15 protein-coding genes are annotated in these 14,474 nt (G+C 69.4%); 5 read left to right on the forward strand and 10 right to left on the reverse strand.

Translation table 11 applies throughout. The features are described from left to right. Positions 1-5: 5 nt before the first annotated feature. The 9 genes from ACFYTS_RS22760 to ACFYTS_RS22800 form a co-directional block, all read right to left on the reverse strand. Positions 6-1,214, reverse strand: coding sequence for a methyltransferase domain-containing protein (locus ACFYTS_RS22760; protein WP_387306985.1), 1,209 nt, complete (start codon positions 1,212-1,214; stop codon positions 6-8). A gap of 62 nt (positions 1,215-1,276) precedes the next feature. After that, positions 1,277-1,444 carry a DUF3117 domain-containing protein gene (locus tag ACFYTS_RS22765; RefSeq protein ID WP_083869218.1) on the reverse strand — a complete coding sequence of 56 codons (168 nt, stop codon included), beginning with the start codon at positions 1,442-1,444 and terminating at the stop codon, positions 1,277-1,279. Positions 1,445-1,609: 165 nt separating this feature from the next. Further along, positions 1,610-2,182 (reverse strand): DNA-3-methyladenine glycosylase I, encoded by a 573-nt coding sequence (locus ACFYTS_RS22770; RefSeq protein WP_387306987.1) that lies wholly within the window; start codon positions 2,180-2,182, stop codon positions 1,610-1,612. Continuing rightward, positions 2,179-2,565 carry a DivIVA domain-containing protein gene (locus ACFYTS_RS22775; RefSeq protein WP_357283329.1) on the reverse strand — a complete coding sequence of 129 codons (387 nt, stop codon included), beginning with the start codon at positions 2,563-2,565 and terminating at the stop codon, positions 2,179-2,181. Before ACFYTS_RS22775 ends, ACFYTS_RS22770 begins: the two co-directional genes overlap by 4 nt. Before the next feature lie 83 nt (positions 2,566-2,648). Beyond that, positions 2,649-3,785: an Mrp/NBP35 family ATP-binding protein gene (locus ACFYTS_RS22780; RefSeq protein WP_357283330.1), complete on the reverse strand. Its 1,137-nt coding sequence runs from the start codon at positions 3,783-3,785 to the stop codon at positions 2,649-2,651. A 53-nt stretch (positions 3,786-3,838) separates the two neighbouring features. Beyond that, positions 3,839-4,708, reverse strand: coding sequence for a lytic transglycosylase domain-containing protein (locus tag ACFYTS_RS22785; RefSeq protein ID WP_387306990.1), 870 nt, complete (start codon positions 4,706-4,708; stop codon positions 3,839-3,841). 176 nt (positions 4,709-4,884) lie between these two features. Continuing rightward, positions 4,885-6,351 carry a lytic transglycosylase gene (locus tag ACFYTS_RS22790; RefSeq protein WP_387306992.1) on the reverse strand — a complete coding sequence of 489 codons (1,467 nt, stop codon included), beginning with the start codon at positions 6,349-6,351 and terminating at the stop codon, positions 4,885-4,887. Positions 6,352-6,507: 156 nt separating this feature from the next. After that, positions 6,508-7,095 carry a DUF1003 domain-containing protein gene (locus ACFYTS_RS22795; protein ID WP_387306994.1) on the reverse strand — a complete coding sequence of 196 codons (588 nt, stop codon included), beginning with the start codon at positions 7,093-7,095 and terminating at the stop codon, positions 6,508-6,510. Then, entirely contained in the window at positions 7,092-8,417 is a 1,326-nt protein-coding gene (locus tag ACFYTS_RS22800) for a magnesium transporter MgtE N-terminal domain-containing protein (protein ID WP_357283334.1), read from the reverse strand. The genes ACFYTS_RS22795 and ACFYTS_RS22800 overlap by 4 nt, the downstream gene beginning before the upstream one ends. 61 nt (positions 8,418-8,478) lie before the next feature. Between ACFYTS_RS22800 and ACFYTS_RS22805 the strand changes: the two genes are divergently transcribed. The 3 genes from ACFYTS_RS22805 to ACFYTS_RS22815 are packed head-to-tail and all read left to right on the forward strand — an operon-like array spanning position 8,479 to position 10,540. Further along, positions 8,479-9,414: a CoA ester lyase gene (locus ACFYTS_RS22805; RefSeq protein WP_357283336.1), complete on the forward strand. Its 936-nt coding sequence runs from the start codon at positions 8,479-8,481 to the stop codon at positions 9,412-9,414. 51 nt (positions 9,415-9,465) lie between these two features. Beyond that, the gene (locus ACFYTS_RS22810) at positions 9,466-9,960 is read left to right on the forward strand and encodes a general stress protein (protein WP_357091391.1); all 495 of its coding nucleotides are present in this window, start codon (positions 9,466-9,468) and stop codon (positions 9,958-9,960) included. A 4-nt stretch (positions 9,961-9,964) separates the two neighbouring features. Continuing rightward, the gene (locus ACFYTS_RS22815; protein WP_357283338.1) at positions 9,965-10,540 is read left to right on the forward strand and encodes a suppressor of fused domain protein; all 576 of its coding nucleotides are present in this window, start codon (positions 9,965-9,967) and stop codon (positions 10,538-10,540) included. Positions 10,541-10,556: 16 nt separating this feature from the next. Here the strand turns inward: ACFYTS_RS22815 and corA are convergent, their stop codons facing one another. Next, entirely contained in the window at positions 10,557-11,633 is a 1,077-nt protein-coding gene (gene corA / locus ACFYTS_RS22820) for a magnesium/cobalt transporter CorA (RefSeq protein ID WP_387306997.1), read from the reverse strand. A 62-nt stretch (positions 11,634-11,695) separates the two neighbouring features. Between corA and ACFYTS_RS22825 the strand changes: the two genes are divergently transcribed. Together ACFYTS_RS22825 and ACFYTS_RS22830 are read left to right on the forward strand one after the other, a co-directional pair. Next, positions 11,696-12,550 (forward strand): PHP domain-containing protein, encoded by an 855-nt coding sequence (locus ACFYTS_RS22825; protein WP_357283340.1) that lies wholly within the window; start codon positions 11,696-11,698, stop codon positions 12,548-12,550. Between the two features lie 314 nt (positions 12,551-12,864). Beyond that, on the forward strand, positions 12,865-14,421 hold the full coding sequence (locus tag ACFYTS_RS22830; RefSeq protein WP_387306999.1) for an FAD-binding protein: 1,557 nt from the start codon (positions 12,865-12,867) through the stop codon (positions 14,419-14,421). Positions 14,422-14,474: the final 53 nt, after the last annotated feature.

The following is a 14,474-nucleotide window of genomic DNA, read 5'->3' on the forward strand; positions in this document are numbered from 1 at the left end:
CAGGCTCAGCGTGGCCGGTACGCCGAGACCGTCACCGAAGCGGTCACCGCCACCGGATCGGGCAGCGCCGCAATAGCTTCGGCGCGGCCCTCGTCCCCGTGGAACGCCGACGGTCCCATCGCCACGACTCGCGCCACATCCTCGTGCGTGAGCGACATGGTGTACTCGACGGCCTCGCGCCCCACCAGCTCGAAACGCTCCCCGAGGGATTCGGCGAGCCGATCCTCCTTGGCCGCGTCCACGCTCACCATCCCCAGCGGCTCGATCAGCTCCCGCAGATGCCTCGAGGTCGGAGTCACCACCACGAACCGCCCGCCCTCGGCCAGTACCCGAGCGACCTCGTCCGCATTCCGGGGCGCGAACACCGACACGACCGCGCTCATCACCCCGTCGGGCACGGGCAGCCCGCGCCACGCGTCCGCCAGCACCGACCCCGCCCGCGCATGCGCCCGAGCCGCCCGACGGGCCGCCGCCTTCGACACATCCAGGGCGATGCCGCGTGCTCCGGGCAGCGCGTCCAGTACCGCGGCCACGTAATAGCCGGTGCCCGCGCCTATCTCGAGGACCGCGAGGCCGCGATCGGCCGCTTCGGTCCGAACGGGCGTCGACGATTCCGCGGCGGGGTCCGGCCCCGCCCAGGATCGGCTGGCGACCGGACTCTCCGGCGTGCCGGGGGCCTCGGTGCGCCCGCCGCTCGTCGCGGCCGGGTCGGCGGACAGGAGCGTGGCGGCCAGCCGTGCGGCGGAGGCCGTGGCGACGGACATCCCGGGCGTGGCGATACCGGCGCGGGCTCGATGGTGGCGGGCGTCGGTGGTAGCGGCAGCCGGGGGCGAGTCCGCTCCGAATAGTGAGGAGTCGGCAGCGCGGCCGGGTAGGGGCGTCGCGATCGCGGCGGCCAGGGCGGTGGCGATCGGGGTGAAGTGGCCGGCGGATTGGAAGGCGGCGCGGGCGTCGAGCATGGCCGGGGTGTCGCCGGTCATCTTGGTGGACGCGCCGGTGAGGAGACTGACGTAGCCCTGTTTGGCCAGGTCGTAGCTGTGGCCGAGCCGACAGCGCAGGGTTCGGGCCGGCGAGTCGTCGGCAGCCGGGTCGACGCCGGCCGTCAGGGGGTGGCCGCACTGTGGGCAGGCCAGCAGGTCGGCGCAAGCCAGGAGCCGATCCGCGGGGGAGGGCTGGGCCGTGCCGACTACGGGGTTCTGTGTGTTGTCGTTCACCGCGATACCGGTAAGCCGGGGGCTCCGGGGAGGAGCCCCCGGGTTGGGCTCACCGGCAGCGATCAGCTGGTGACCTTGACGAGTTCGTCACCGAGCGCCGCGGCTTCATCCGGCGTGAGCTCGACGACCAGACGCCCGCCACCCTCGAGTGGAACCCGCATCACGATTCCACGCCCTTCCTTGGTTGCCTCGAGGGGACCGTCCCCGGTGCGGGGCTTCATGGCCGCCATCCTCTGCTCCCTCCAGATCTGCGCGGTCTGCTGCGCACTTTCATGGAACTCCAGTTGTCACCAACCAGGCAGCCCGCCGGTATGTGGCGGGCTACACCTTGCCCATTCTTCCCTATCGCGGATCGGGGCGGGTACCTGAGTTCCAAAAACCGACCGACGTGGCGTTCAGCGTGTCCCCACATTCACCCAGCAATCGGCGATGTGATCGTCTACCATCCCTGTCGCTTGCATGAGTGCGTACGCCGTGGTGGGTCCCACGAATTTGAACCCGCGCCGCTTGAGTTCTTTTGCGAGAGCGGTGGATTCGGGCGTGACAGCGGGTACATCGGACATTTTCCGCGGCCGCTTCCGCGGGGCCGGGGCAAAGCTCCAGAGCAGCGTGTCGAGACTCTCGTCGAGATCCCGGGCAACCCGCGCATTGTGGACGCTGGCCTCGATTTTGGCTCGATTGCGAACAATGCCCGGGTCGGTCAGAAGGCGTTCCACATCGGTCTCCCCGAACCCCGCCACCCGCTCGATGGAGAAGCCCGCGAATGCCGCCCGGAACGCGGGCCGCTTGCGCAGAATCGTGATCCACGCCAGCCCCGATTGGAAGGCCTCCAGGCAGACCCGTTCGAACAGCGCGTCATCGCCGTGCAGCGGGCGGCCCCACTCCTGATCGTGGTAATCCCGGTACAGCTGCGAGCCCTCCGACCAACCGCACCGAATTCGTCCGTCGGATTCCACGGGCACGGTCATCGAGTGGCCTCGGGGCCCGGCTCGGCGGGATCGGCCGTCAGCACTTCGGGAACTTCCCGTTCGCCGTCCGGGCGTGGCGTCTCCTCGGACGCGACCTCCGGGGCCGTCGCCCGCGCCAGCTCACCCTCGAGTTCGTCGATGCGGGCGGCGAGCCGGGTCAGCGCCCAGTCGACCTCGCCGGCCTTGTACCCCCGGAACACCTGCTGGAAGCGCAGCGACCGCACATCGGTCCCGCTGATGCCCGCCACGGGCAGCACGGTCACCGTGGTGCCCTCCGGTAGCGGCCCGAGCTCCTCGGACCGCCCGAAGATCGCACTGGCCACCAGGAACAGCAGGGCGGCGACCAGTCCGACGATCAGCACGTACAGCAGCATGGTGAGCATGCCCCGAGCTTAGGGGTCACCGTCGTGGGCGGCTGCCCACACCCCGGCGGAATTCGGCCGTCGAATTCCGCACCGCCCCTTCGCTACAGGTGGCGGGTGGTGTCGATGGACAGCGACATGCCCGCCAGGCCGCGGCGGCGGACCGAGAGCTTCTCGGCGATGTCCAGCAGCGCCTTGCCCGAGGGGCTCTCGGGCGCGCGCAGCACGATCGGGGTGCCCTCGTCGCCGGCCTCACGCAGCTGCTGCTCGATCGGGATCTGGCCCAGCAGCGGCACATTCGCGCCGATGGTGCGGGTCAGGTTGTCGGCCACGGTCTGACCGCCGCCCGAGCCGTACAGCTCCATGCGCGAGCCGTCCGGCAGATCCAGCCAGGACATGTTCTCGATGACGCCCGCGATCCGCTGCCGGGTCTGCAGGGCGATGCTGCCCGCGCGCTCGGCGACCTCGGCGGCGGCCAGCTGCGGGGTGGTGACGACCAGGATCTCGGCATTGGGGATCAGCTGGGCCAGCGAGATGGCCACGTCGCCGGTGCCCGGCGGCAGGTCCAGCAGCAGGATGTCGAGGTCGCCCCAGAAGACGTCGGCCAGGAACTGCTGCAGCGCGCGGTGCAGCATCGGGCCGCGCCACACCACGGGCGTGTTGCCCTCGGTGAACATGGAGATCGAGATGACCTTCACGTCGTGCGCGATGGGCGGCATGATCATCCGCTCGACCTGGGTGGGCCGCTGCTCGGTGCCCAGCATGCGCGGCACGCTGTGGCCGTAGATGTCGGCGTCGAGCACACCCACCGAGAGGCCCTTCGCGGCCATGGCGGCGGCCAGATTCACGGTGACCGAGGACTTTCCGACGCCACCCTTGCCGGAGGCGACCGCGTACACGCGGGTGAGCGATCCGGGCTGGGCGAACGGGATGACCGGCTCGGCGGCGTCACCGCGCAGCTTGCGGCGCAGCTCGGTGCGCTGCTCGTCGTTCATCACGTCCAGGTCGACGCTGACGGCGCCGACTCCGGGCACGTCGTTGACGGCCTTCGTGACCCGTTCCTGGATGGCGGATTTCATCGGGCAGGCCGAGGTGGTCAGGTAGATCACGACCTTGACCGCGCCGTCCGCGCCGACGTCGACGCTCTTCACCATGCCCAGCTCGGTGATCGGTTTCCGGATCTCCGGGTCGTTCACCTTCGCGAGCGCGCCCCGCACATCCGATTCCGTAACCACTGGCATGGGCCCAAGTCTAGGAGCGCCGGTTTCGCGCCCCGATGCGGGGCACACTCATGTCAGATGCGGGGGAGGGCGGCGGCCGAGGGAGTGATGCCCGAGCCATACGCGGTCTCCCACGCCATCACGTTGGCGACGTAGGCCATCGAGTTGTTGTAGCGCAGGATGGCCCGCGTCTGCTGGCCCGGGTCACGCATGTCGAGGCCGCCCGAGCACAGGTACTTGCCCGCGGTGAGCGTGGCGTCGTAGATGTTCTGCGGATCGGCGATGCCGTCCCCGTTGCCGTCGGCCGCGTACTTGCGCCAGGTCTCGGGCAGGAACTGCATGGGCCCGACGGCGCGGCGATAGCTGCCGGACAGGCCGTCCAGGTCGCCGCCGTCGGAGGTCTGGATGACGTTGTTGCCGTAGAGGCTTCCGTCGAGCACCGGGCCGTAGATGGGCTGCAGCGGATTGCCGTCCTCGTCGACCTTGCCGCCGAAGCCGTGCGTGGATTCCACCCGGCCGATGCCGGCCAGCAGGTTCCACGGCATGTTGCAGGTCGGGTTCTCCACGGCCAGCACGCGTTCGGCGTTCTGGTAGGCGTCGTGGGCGATGCCGGGCATGCCGAGCGGTCCGGCGGCGCGGGCGGCGGGCACCCGGCCTTCGGGGAGGGCGACGGACTTGATCTCCGGCGGGCCCACGGGCGCAACCTGTTTGGCCTCGTGCAGCAGGGGTTCGGGGGCCGGGGCGGCGGGCGGGGCCGCCTCCGGTTCGGGTAGCTGGTCTTCGTCGCCGCCGAACTGGTGCTGGAAGGTTGCCGCGAGCTTGTCGGTGATGTGGCCATCACCCGCTCCGGTAACTGTGGCGAGCCCTGCGGGCACGAGCCCGGTCAATGCGATGACCGATCCACGACGAACTCTGGGGACCGGGGGTTTACGGTGACGACCCACTGTGTGGTGACCCTCCATTGCCATCGGTTGATACCGGGGAGATGCAACACAGGTCACGTTACCTCATCCGAGACCTTCTTGTTACATCTTCGTGATCAACTTTCAGGTTTTGAAGGAATGCCTAGTCAAACGCGAGTTCCGGAGCGGCGCGCCGAAACTCGCGAATCACACCTTCGTTACGGAACCGGCGCGGGGGCCGGAGCCGGGAGCGGGATCGTGATGCCGAACGGCAGCGTGATGCCGGGCGCCGGAGTGATCGGATCGACGGCCTCCGGGGCGGTGTCCGCGGGCGGTTGCGGCTGCGGCTCCGGCGTCTTGGAGGGCGTCACCGTTTGCTGGTCCTGCGGTTGCTGGACACCCGGCTGCGGCTGATCCTGCGGCTTGTTCTCGGCCTGCTGCACCGGCGCGGTGCAGGTGGTGATGATGGGCTGATCCTTCGGCAACGGCTTGCCGTCGGGGCCCAGCTTCTGGTCGGCGGGCTTGGTGTCGGCGGGCTGGGCGTCGGTGGGCTTGGTGTCGGCGGGCTTGGCCGGATCCTCGGCGGCCGGGTCGGTGGCCGCGTCGGCGGGCTTCTGATCCGGCGCCGGCGCCGGAACCGCCACCTGCTCACAGGGATTGGCGGGCACGGCCGGGGTGGCCGGGCAGAAGATGCCGCACGGGATCGGCGGCAGGCCCGCGATGGTGATCATCACCTGGGTCGCGCCGGGCGTGGTGGTCACGACCGTCTGCTGGGTGCGCTCCGGCGCGGGCCCGGCCGGAATCGTGGTGGAGGCCACCGTGATGTCCGGGCCGTTGACCGGAACGTAGTTGTTGGGCACCAGATCCGGCGAGATGCTCACCTGCTGCGGCGCGCCGCCGGTCCGGTAGGCGTTTGCCCAGCTGAGCACATTGGCCGCGTAGGAGATCGAATTGTTGTAGCGCAGCACCGCCCGCAGCTGCTGCTGCGAGTCCGCCAGATCCAGGCCGCCCGAGCACAGGTACTTCCCGGCCGCCAGCGCGGCGTCGAAGACGTTGTTGGGATCGGGTGTGCCGCTGCCCTTTCCGTTGGCGGCGTACAGCGACCAGGTGCTGGGCAGGAACTGCATGGGCCCGACGGCGCGCACGTATTTGCCGTCGGCGGCCTTGATGATCTCGTTGCCGGGCAGTGTCCCGTCCAGCGCCGGACCATAGATCGGGGTGACCGTGGTGCCCGCGGCGTCGGTGCGGCCGTTGTTGGCGTGGTTGGACTCGATGCGGCCGATACCGGCCAGCAGGTACCACGGCAGATGGCAGTTGGGGTCCGAAGACTGCAGTGCCAGTTCGGCATTGCGGTAGGCGGCCAGCACGATCTCTGGGATGCCGAGCAGTCCGCCGCCGCCAGGCAGGGCGATGTCGCGCAGCGGGACGGTGCCGCCGAAGAGCGGCATGCCGTCCGCGGGCGGGGTCATTGCGCTGAGTTTGCGGGGCGCCTCCGGAGCCGCCGGAACCAGTCCGACGAGCCGATCCGACGGCGTGTCGACGGGAGTGTTCAGACTCGCGTCGGTCGCGGCGGAGGCCGCGAGCAACGCATCGGGCGCGGCCTGCGGGGCGACGGGGTGGACCGTCGTGTTGGTGGCGGAACCGGCGGTGACCAGGCCCGCTATCAACAGCGCAGACGCTGTCACCGGAGCAGAAATTCTCTTCGCCACCACACAATCCCCTCAGTCGTGCGGCCGGAGCCCCGTGGTGACACGTGTGCTGCGGCAGTGTCTGGGTCGGTCGCTCGGAACAACGTGATCCAGGTTACCCATGAGTCAGCTTGTTCGGTACAGCTTCTGTGGTCAGTCGCCATCTTTCTGTGCCGAAATCGGGACCTCGGTAGCCTTTCGATCGGTACCCCTCTTTGCTTTCCGCGATTGGACGATCTCCCCGTCGACGGCCAGTTTTTCCAATCTGACCAGGGTTTCCTTGATGTCGTCCAGTTCCCTGCGCACGTAGTCGCGCGTGGCGACCTCACCCACGGCGAGTCGCAGGGCGGCCAGCTCCCTTGCCAGGAACTCGGTGTCGGCCTTCGTCTGGGCCGCTCGGGTCCGATCCTCCTCGAGCGAGACCCGGTCGCGGTTGTCCTGCCGGTTCTGCGCCAGCAGGATCAGCGGCGCGGCGTAGGCGGCCTGGGTGGAGAACGCGAGGTTCAACAGGATGAACGGGTACGGGTCCCACTGCAGCCGCAGCGCGAACACGTTGAGCAGGATCCACACCGCCACGATGACGGTCTGGATCACCAGATAGCGGCCGGTGCCCAGGAATCGGGCGATCCGCTCGCTGGTGACCGCGAGTGCCTCGGCGTCCCAGTCCAGGCCGCGGAAGCGATTCTCGAGAGGCGTCTCCAGGCGTTGGCGCGCACTGGATTTGTCGAGCCGTTCGCTCATGAGCGGCCTCCCGTCCCTTCGATCACGGGCATCCCGTGCGCGTCGTGATTGTCCTCGTCCTGCTCACGCCAGTCCTCGGGGAGCAGATGGTCGAGCACGTCGTCGACGCTGACGGCGCCCAAGAGATGATTCTCCGCGTCCACCACCGGTCCGCACACCAGGTTGTAGGTGGCGAAATATCGGGTGACCGCGGTGAGCGGGGCATCGGGGCGCAGCTGCACCAGATCGGTGTCCACGATGCCGCCGACCAGGTTCGCCGGCGGTTCCCGCAGCAGTTGCTGGAAGTGCACGCAGCCCAGGTACCGGCCGGTCGGGGTGGCGGTGGGCGGGCGCACCACGAAGGCCATGGAGGCCAGCGCCGGGGTGAGCTCCGGATCTCGGATCCGGGCCAGCGCCTCGGCGACGGTGGTGGAGGCGGTCAGCACCACCGCGTCCGGGGTCATCAGACCGCCCGCGGTGTAGGGCGCGTGCTCGAGCAGGCGGCGGACCGGTTCGGAATCCTCCGGATCCATCAGCGCCAGCAGCGATTCCGCCTCGCCCGCGGGCAGTTCGCCCAACAGGTCGGCCGCGTCGTCGGGGTCCATGGCCTCGAGCAGGTCGGCGGCGCGTTCCACGCCGAGCTGTTCGAGCAGCTCCACCTGGTCGTTCTCGGGCAGCTCCTGGACCACGTCGGCGAGGCGTTCGTCGTCGAAGGCCGCGGACACCTCGATGCGGCGCTTGGGCGGCAGTTCCCGCAGCATGTGCGCGACGTCGGCGGCCCGCATGCCCTCGAACTGTCCCAGCAGCTGGGTGACGTCCTGACCGGGCATGTTCAGTTCGGTCTGGGTGAGCCCGCGCACCTGCGCCCAGTCGACCACGTGCACCGCGCCGCGGCGGCCGAAACCCACACCGAGGCGGCGGCGTTCGCGCACCGCGACCCGCGACACCACCCAGTCGCGGGTGCGGCCCTTGTCGATGCCGAGGTCGACCACCACGACGTCCACGCCCGCCAGATGCTCGAGCTCGGGGTCGGCGACGCGCACGGTGGAGTCGAGAATCTGTGCGATGGCGAGCAGTTCGCCCGGCCGCTGCTCGAAGCGGCGCACACTGATGGTTCCGGTGGTGAGGGTGATCGCGCCGGGTTCGATGGCCTGCACCCGCAACATGGGCACGAAAATCCGCTTCCGGGTGGGCAGTTCGACGAGAATGCCCAGTACCCGGGGCTGCTGCCGGTCGTATCGGATGGAGATCACGATGTCGCGGACGCGGCCGATAGACTCGCCGTCCGGTCCCAGTACCACCAAGCCCGCCAACCGGGCGGCGAAAACCTTCGTCGCTGCCATGTTTGATAAGGCTAGTGGGTCCAGCGCGTCGGAATCGCCGCGCCACGAGAAGGAGTGACCCATGACATCGCGTCGATCGGTGCTGGCCGTACCCGGCAGTAACCCGCGCATGATCGAGAAGGCCAAGGGGCTGGGCGCCGACGAGGTGTTCCTGGATCTCGAGGACGCGGTCGCACCGGCGGCGAAGGCCGCCGCGCGGGCGAACATCGTGGCGGCTCTCAACTCCGGCGGCTGGGGTTCCCAGATCCGCGTGGTGCGGGTCAACGACTGGACCACCGAGTACACCTACGCCGATGTCATCACGGTGGTGGAGGGCGCGGGCTCCGAACTCGACGCCATCCTGCTGCCCAAGGTCACCGACGCCGGCCAGGTGCAGGCGCTGGACCTGCTGCTCACCCAGCTGGAGAAGGCCAACGGCCTGCCGGTCGGGCGGATCGGCATCGAACCGCAGATCGAGAACGCGCTGGGCCTGCGCAATATCGACGCCATCGCCACCGCGAGCCCGCGGGTGCAGACCCTGGTGTTCGGCCCGGCCGACTTCATGGCCTCGATCAATATGCGCACCCTCGTGGTGGGCGAGCAGCCCGAGGGCTACGAGCCCGGCGACGCCTACCACCACATCTATATGACGATCCTGCTCGCGGCCCGCGCCCACGGCCTGCAGGCCATCGACGGCCCCTACCTGGCGGTCCGTGATATCGACGGCTTCCGCCGCAACGCCTCCCGCACGGCGGCGCTGGGATTCGACGGCAAGTGGGTGCTGCACCCGGACCAGATCACCGCGTGCAACGAGATCTTCAGCCCGCGCCAGGCCGACTACGACCGGGCCGAGGAGATCCTCGACGCGTACGCCTTCCACACCTCCGTCGAGGGCGGCGCACGCGGCGCGGTCATGCTCGGGGACGAGATGATCGACGAGGCCAGCGCCAAGATGGCTCAGGTGATCGCTGACAAAGGTCGGGCCGCTGGAATGGCGCGAACCGCGCGAGCTCTGTGAATCCGGCACGGCGATCGGGCGGGTGTCGGCCGGAAATAGCATGATGGAGTCATGACGAATCCCATGGGGAATGCGAGCCGGGGCCGGCAGCCCGCCCTGCCGACGCCGCCGTCGGGCTGGCCGATCGGCTCCTACCCAACCTACGCGGAGGCGCAGCGGTCGGTCGACTATCTGGCCGACAACCAGTTCCCGGTGGAGGGCGTGACCATCGTCGGTGTCGACCTCATGCAGGTCGAGCGCGTGCTGTACCGGCTGACCTGGGGCAAAGTCATTGGCGGCGGCATGGTTTCGGGCGCCTGGCTGGGCCTGTTCCTAGGCTTGCTGCTGAGCATGTTCACCACCGGCGGCACCCTGGGCCCGCTGGTGGTCGGCCTGGTCGGCGGCATCATCTTCGGTCTCATCTCCGCGTCCATCCCGTACGCGGCGACCCGGGGCCAGCGTGACTTCGCCTCCACCATGCAGCTGGTGGCGGGCCGTTACGACGTGTTGTGCGATCCGAAGACCGCCGAGCAGGCGCGCGACATGCTCGCCAGACTAGCCATCTGAATCGATGGAGGTATTGGACAAGGTCCGGGCCGCGGTGCTCGGTCACTTCGGCGTGGAGTCCGCGGACGCGGCGTCGGTGACGTTCCTGGGTCTGGAGCCCATCGACATCCTGCGCATCCCGGACGGCGAGTTCGTGCACTATTCGACGTTGGGTGGGTCCCGGCATCCGATGACCGATCCGGCGGCGGCGCTGGCCGATCCGGTGCGCGGGCCGCGCGCGGAGCTGGTACTGACCCTGCGCGGCGGCGCGGGCGCGGGTTCGGGACTGACCCGGACCCTCGGCGTGCTGGTGGCCGCGCCCGCGGTCGAAGGCGTTGTGCTGCAGGCGGACGCGTTGCTGGACCTGGGCGAGCCGATCTGGGCCAACGCGCCGTTCACGGCGGTCCTGCTGGGCGACAGCGAGATCCCGGAAGTGGTGCTGCCCGATCCCGCGGACCCGGTGCGCTTCCTGACGGTCGCGCCGATCACGGCGACCGAGGCGGCGTGGGTGCGCATCCGCGGCGCGGCGGCGCTGCGCGACGCGTGGGCCGAGGCGGGCATCGACGTCCGCGACCCGGCCCGCCCGGCTGCGAGCCTCTAGCGCGCCGCGGGGTTGCTCAAAGCCATTTGTTCCGACGGAAATTCACGTAGAGCATCGTGCACAGCAGCACCATGACACCGATCACGATCGGATAGCCGTAGTGCCATCGGAGCTCCGGTAGGAAGTCGAAATTCATGCCGTAGATCCCCGCGATGGCGGTCGGCACCGCAGCCATGGCCGCCCACGCCGAGATCTTGCGCATGTCGGTGTTCTGCTGGACGCTCACCTTGGCCAGCGCCGCATTGATGAGGGCGCTGAGGGATTCGTTGAAGTCGAGGATCTGTTCGGTGACCGCGGTGTGGTGGTCGGCGACGTCGCGCAGGTAGCGCCGAATCTCCTTGGGCAGGGGCAGGGTGGTGTCGTGGGTGAGCACCTGCAGGGGTAGCTGGAGGGGCTTCACGGCCCGGCGTAGTTCCACCACTTCGCGTTTGAGCTGGTAGATCGCCTCGATCTGGAGTTTGTTGGCGGGGGTGAAGACCTCTTCCTCCATCGCGTCGACGTCTTCCTCGATGTCGGCGGTGACGGTGACGTAGGTGTCGACGACGTGGTCGGCCACCGCGTGCAGCACCGCGCCCGGGCCGAGCGCGAGTTGCGCGGGGTCGGCTTCCAGGTCCTTCCGCAGTCCGGCCAGTCCGCCGTGCTCGCCGTGGCGCACGGTGATGACGAAGTCGGGTCCGGTGAAGACCATGATCTCGCCGGTATCGACGATCTCGGCGACGGTTTTGAGTTCGTGCTCGAGGTACTGCACGGTGCGCATGACCAGGAACAGGATGTCGTCGTAGCGTTCGAGTTTCGGGCGCTGGTGGGCGTGCACCGCGTCCTCGGCGGCCAGCGAGTGCAGGCCGAAGGTCTCGGCGACGTCGGTCATCAGCTCCTTGCCGGGCTCGAGCAGACCCAGCCAGACGAAGCCCGCCTTGCGTTCGCGCACTTCGGCGAGGGCGTTCTTGTAGGTGCACCGGTCCCACAGCCGCTGTCCGTCCACGTAGACGGCGCAGTCGACGATCGCGCCGTGCGGTACGGCCGGTTTGGCGGGCGTCGGTTCGCCGGGCCGCCCGGGCCAGTGGAACGAGGGCAGCGGCGGTAGGGAGGACACATCAACGATGCTAATCGTCCCGGGTCGGGGTGATCGTTTGCGCCGCAGGCAAGATAGGTGGGGTGCGCATCGATCTCCACACCCATTCCAACGCGTCCGACGGCACGGACACCCCGGCCGAACTGATCGCGAAGGCTGCCGCCGCCGGTCTCGACGTGGTGGCCCTCACCGACCATGACACCACGTCCGGCTGGGCCGAGGCCGTCGACGCCTTGCCGCCGGGTCTGACGCTGGTCCGGGGCATGGAGATGTCGTGTGTGGGGCTCGGCGAGGACGGTTACCCGGTGCCGGTGCACCTGCTGGCCTACCTGTTCGATCCGACCGACGAGTCCTTCGCGCAGGAGCGGGAGCGGCTGCGCGCCGAGCGGGTGGTGCGGTTGCGCGCCATGGCCGAGCAGATGGCCGCGGACGGCCTGCCCATCGATCCGGAGGAAGTGATGGCCTCGGTGGGCCCGTCGGCGGGCCGCCCGCATCTGGCCCGGGCGCTGGTGGCCGCGGGCGTGGTGCCGACGGTGGACGCCGCGTTCCAGGATCTGCTGGCCCCGCACGGCCGGTACTACGTCGAGAAGGCCGACACGCCGCTGCGGCGGGCGGTCGAGATGGTGGCGTCGGCGGGCGGGGTGTCGGTGGTGGCGCATCCGCGCGCCCGCAAGCGGGGGCGGCTGCTGGCGCTGGACCACATTCGCGAGCTGACCGAGTTCGGGCTGGGCGGTCTGGAGATCGACCACATCGATCACAGCGAGGCCGACCGTGAGGTGCTGCGCGGGCTGGCCGCGGAGCTGGGGCTGCTGACCACCGGATCCTCCGACTACCACGGCGCCAACAAGACCATTCGGCTCGGTGAATTCACCACCGACCCAACACAATTCGAGGAAATTGTGGGCAAAGCCAGTGGGGTTCCGGTGATCACCGCGTGAAGGTGTTCCGGGGTCTGAGCGGGATCGTCGCCGGAGGCACGGTGGTGTTGGCGGTCACGGTCGCCGGGGCCGCGAGCATCGGTGCTCGGCGCGGTTTTCCGGGCCCCGGAGCGGAGTCGGTGACATGGCATGTGGCCGCCGCGCTCGCGGTTGTCGCCGCCCAGATATATGCGGATAGACGTCAAGGTTTTGCCGCTTTTTTCGGATGCTTGGTAGTTTTCGGGATAGCGGGATATCTGCTGTGGGCGCAGTGGTGGAATTGAAATACGCATAACGGTTGCGGCGAGTTGAACTGTCGTCGAACATTTGTCGTTATGACCGAATTCGACGCCGATGTGCTGGTGCTGGGAGGTGGCCCGGCCGGATCCTGGGCCGCCCTTGCCGCGGCCGCCGCGGGCGCGCGGGTATTGGTCGTCGACAAGGGCCGCTGTGGATCCAGCGGGCCGACGGCGCGGGGCGGGGTCACCCTGTGGAACATCCCGTCGGGCGCGGCCCGCGAGGACGCCGTGCGGCAGAACTTCGCGCACGGCGGCGGGCTGGGCGAACCGGACTGGATGTACCGCGTGCTGGAGGAGACGCATCGGCGGGTCGGCCAGCTGGTGCACGGCGGCTTCCGCTTCCAGGGCGAACACGCGGAGCGTCCGGCGCGGGTCTACCTCGACGGCGCGAAATATCTGGGCAGGCTGCGGCGCAGCATGGTGATCGCGGGGGTCCGCATCCTCGACCACCATCCGGCATTGCAGCTGATCACCGACAAGGACGGCGTGGTGTCCGGCGCGGCGGGCGTGGCGCTGCACGGCGAGTCGCCCAACTGGATCGTTCGTGCTCGCGCGGTGGTGCTGGCGACCGGCGGCTGCGCGTTCCTCTCCGGCGGCGCGGGCACCGATGTGGATACCGGGGACGGCCTGCTCATGGGCGCGGAGGCCGGGGCCGAACTGTCGGGCATGGAGTTCTCCAACGCGTATTCGCTGGCTCCGGTGGCTGATTCCCGGCCGCTCGGGGGTCGCCCGGTGTCGGCGGTCTTCGCCTCGGATCAGGTCATGCATTTCGCGACCCTGTACGACGAATCGCGGTCGGTGCTGTGGGGTCAGGGATGCGGTTCGCGGGCACAGGCTTTCGCGGCCATCGCCGATGGCCGGCGGGTGTATGCCGCGCTGGACGAGCTGCCCGAGGCGGTCCGCGCCGAGCTGCTGCGGCTGGGCCCGAGCCCGACCGGTCAGGTGCCGATGGGCGCGGTGCTGGAGGGCACGGTGCGCGGTACGGGTGGATTGCGCCTGGTGGGACCGGATTGCGCCACCACCGTGCCGGGCCTCTACGGCGCGGGGGATGTCACCACCCGGGAGCCGATCACCGGCGCGGTCAGCGGTTTCGGTGGCCAGAACGGCGCGTGGTCCATTTCGTCGGGGGTGTGGGCGGGTGCCGGTGCGGCCGGTTTCGCGGCGTCGCGGCGCAAGCTGGGCAAGGCGCGGCCGGTGCCGGGGGTGGGCCTGGGGGACAAGTCCCGCCTGGATCCGCGCGCGGTGGTGGGGCTGGTTCAGGAGCACACTCTGCCCTTGCGCCGCAGCTACTGGCGCAGTGACGGCAGTCTGCGCGACAGCATCGGCGAACTGGACGGCCTGTGGCCGGGTGCGGAGTTGGCGCTGGGCGGAAAAGGTCCCGATCGGTTGTGGGCCCGGCAGGCCGCGGCGCTGCTCGCGGTGGCGCGTTGGACGAAATATTCGGCACTCGCCCGCACCGAGACACGGGGAATGCATCGGCGTACCGACCACCCAGGCGCGGGAAATGACTGGCGGGTACGGTTGCTCTCCGGCGGTCTCGAATCCGTGTGGGTACGACCGCAACCCGTGGTAGCCGAGGCGGCGCCGGCGTGAACCGGGCGGTAGGTTACTGATCGGTCGTGCAGCCCCTTTGACAACCTCACAGC

The organism is Nocardia sp. NPDC004151 (assembly GCF_042874235.1).
Taxonomy (GTDB): Bacteria; Actinomycetota; Actinomycetes; order Mycobacteriales; family Mycobacteriaceae; genus Nocardia.

Bases quoted from the DNA above. Each gene is read 5' to 3' on its own strand.
- ACFYTS_RS22765 (WP_083869218.1), bottom strand. From the start codon at position 1,444: ATGGCGGCCATGAAGCCCCGCACCGGGGACGGTCCCCTCGAGGCAACC.
- ACFYTS_RS22770 (WP_387306987.1), bottom strand. From the start codon at position 2,182: ATGACCGTGCCCGTGGAATCCGACGGACGAATTCGGTGCGGTTGGTCG.
- ACFYTS_RS22775 (WP_357283329.1), bottom strand. From the start codon at position 2,565: ATGCTCACCATGCTGCTGTACGTGCTGATCGTCGGACTGGTCGCCGCC.
- ACFYTS_RS22780 (WP_357283330.1), bottom strand. From the start codon at position 3,785: ATGCCAGTGGTTACGGAATCGGATGTGCGGGGCGCGCTCGCGAAGGTG.
- ACFYTS_RS22795 (WP_387306994.1), bottom strand. From the start codon at position 7,095: ATGAGCGAACGGCTCGACAAATCCAGTGCGCGCCAACGCCTGGAGACG.
- ACFYTS_RS22800 (WP_357283334.1), bottom strand. From the start codon at position 8,417: ATGGCAGCGACGAAGGTTTTCGCCGCCCGGTTGGCGGGCTTGGTGGTA.
- ACFYTS_RS22805 (WP_357283336.1), top strand. From the start codon at position 8,479: ATGACATCGCGTCGATCGGTGCTGGCCGTACCCGGCAGTAACCCGCGC.
- ACFYTS_RS22810 (WP_357091391.1), top strand. From the start codon at position 9,466: ATGACGAATCCCATGGGGAATGCGAGCCGGGGCCGGCAGCCCGCCCTG.
- ACFYTS_RS22815 (WP_357283338.1), top strand. From the start codon at position 9,965: ATGGAGGTATTGGACAAGGTCCGGGCCGCGGTGCTCGGTCACTTCGGC.
- ACFYTS_RS22830 (WP_387306999.1), top strand. From the start codon at position 12,865: ATGACCGAATTCGACGCCGATGTGCTGGTGCTGGGAGGTGGCCCGGCC.